At 54.7% G+C, this 1,823-nt stretch carries 2 protein-coding genes; both read left to right on the plus strand.

Translation table 11 applies throughout. The features are described 5' to 3' along the window. Positions 1-333 (plus strand): flavoprotein (locus ABZ914_RS50860; protein WP_500201752.1); only part of this gene is annotated, 333 nt, incomplete at its 5' end. 31 nt (positions 334-364) lie between these two features. Beyond that, complete coding sequence (locus ABZ914_RS50865) at positions 365-1,666, plus strand: ApeA N-terminal domain 1-containing protein (RefSeq protein ID WP_500201753.1); 1,302 nt, start codon at positions 365-367, stop codon at positions 1,664-1,666. The last annotated feature ends 157 nt before the right edge of the window (positions 1,667-1,823 follow it).

The following is a 1,823-nucleotide window of genomic DNA, read 5'->3' on the forward strand; positions in this document are numbered from 1 at the left end:
GGCGAGCCCCGCTCCCCGAAGGCTGACGCCATCATCGTCGCCCCCGCCACCTACAACACCATCAACAAATGGGCCGCAGGCATCAGCGACACCTATGCCCTAGGCATCCTTGCCGAAGCCCCTGGCCTAGGCATCCCCATAGTAGTTCTCCCCTTCGTCAACACCGCACTAGCAGGCCGCACCGCCTTCCGGCGCAGCGTTGAAGATCTCCGTGTAGAAGGAATACATATCTTACTCGCCCCGGCCAATTCGAGCCACACCCTCCGGGCGCAGGCGGAAAAATGGCAAGCATATTTCCCTGGGACCTTGCGCTCATTGAAGTCCATAAGGTGATCCCTGGACGAAGCAAGCAGGTGCATGGACAATGACGTCAAGTATTGATGATGTCCTCGGCGGCTGCATCGGATTTTTTCACCCGATCATAGAACGCAAGGATCTAAAAAAAGAAAGCCAGCGAGGATACATACAGCTAGCTGAAGACGGATTTCTTCGGATCGATACCCTTGAAGAAGATCTACTCTCCGGATTCTCTACATCGAATCGCAGAATTCCGGAATGGATAAAGGGGCGGACCCAGCATGCAGGGATCTTAATCACGAACATGGTCGGCTTTGGTTCATCCTTTAACATTGGAGGAACCAAAGCATCGGTGCATCGCTATCGAGGTCAAACGCTGATATTTGGCATCGACCCAAGACTGATCGATACTCCAAAAGTGACAAGCATTTCAGCTTTCTTTCCTGACGTAACGAACTGGGCGGGAGTATCTGCACTGCAGATCGCAAGAGAGATCGGGGAGGACAATCGCTACAAAGGTATGTCTATGAAAGTCGAGTCCTCTCCGCCCGCGAGAATACAGCTAAGCCGGGCACTGACTCTAGAATTGGGAACCCACTGGGAAGTTTCCGGCTCAGAAAGCCGGAAAACCGTATATGCACCCCTCAAGGTGACATGTAGCTCTAGTCGCGGCAAAGATATCCACGAGCTAATCGGTCCAATATTTCACCTGCAGAACCTCATCAATCTTGCACATCAGGGTCTAGTGGCCGCGGACGGAGGGCAAGCTTTTACGGTCAAGGGCACGGGTGATCGCAATCCAGAGTTCTGGAACCATGCCTTGATGTTCCGACCGCCGAGTTCCGTCGCCCCGAAATCAATGACGGAAACCCCTCTCTTTAGCTTGTCCCACGTCGGAGGGATAGAAGGTCTTCGCCGATGGATCAACATCAGCAAAAGGCACTCACGGTCGGTGATCCCGGCTACGCGAGCTTTTCGCACCGGTAAAATATCGCCAGAAGTTCAGATGATGGATATCGCAGCAGGTATCGAGTACTGGACCGCTGCTCATGCGCGCACCGCGCGCTGGAGTCGAGAGCGCCCTCAATCTCTTGCGGTGGCAAGGCAAGCGGGAGAGCATTTTGCTGAATGGGTTGGCGACATCCAGAAGTGGGCCGATATCTTTTGGAATGAATACAACGCCATTAAGCATCGCCCGAATCACCTTGTCGATCCTTACAAGGCTAGAATTCTCGCCGACAGTGGCCAGGTCCTACTAGCTTGCATATTGCTTAGAAGGGTTGCACGAAGTAAATCAATTGTGGCAAATATTCTTGACTCTCATCAACTTAACCGCCTGGGGCATGACATCAGGCACATAGTCCTGTGATCAGCCTGCTCAGAGATTGCACTTCACGCGCATGCTGTGCGGGACCGAGTTCACTGCCGAATTGGGCTGTTTGGGATCAACGGGCGGCGGCGCTCAGGCCGCTGCGCGGCCCGGCGCGGCCGCCCGGTGACCGGCGCCCACGCCGCACGCTCCGGGC

The sequence above is a fragment of the Spirillospora sp. NPDC046719 genome, from assembly GCF_040645715.1.
Classification (GTDB): Bacteria; Actinomycetota; Actinomycetes; order Streptosporangiales; family Streptosporangiaceae; genus Spirillospora.

What these genes read in the sequence shown, in the direction of transcription:
- ABZ914_RS50865 (WP_500201753.1), top strand. Translation starts at nt 365, where the DNA reads ATGACGTCAAGTATTGATGATGTCCTCGGCGGCTGCATCGGATTTTTT.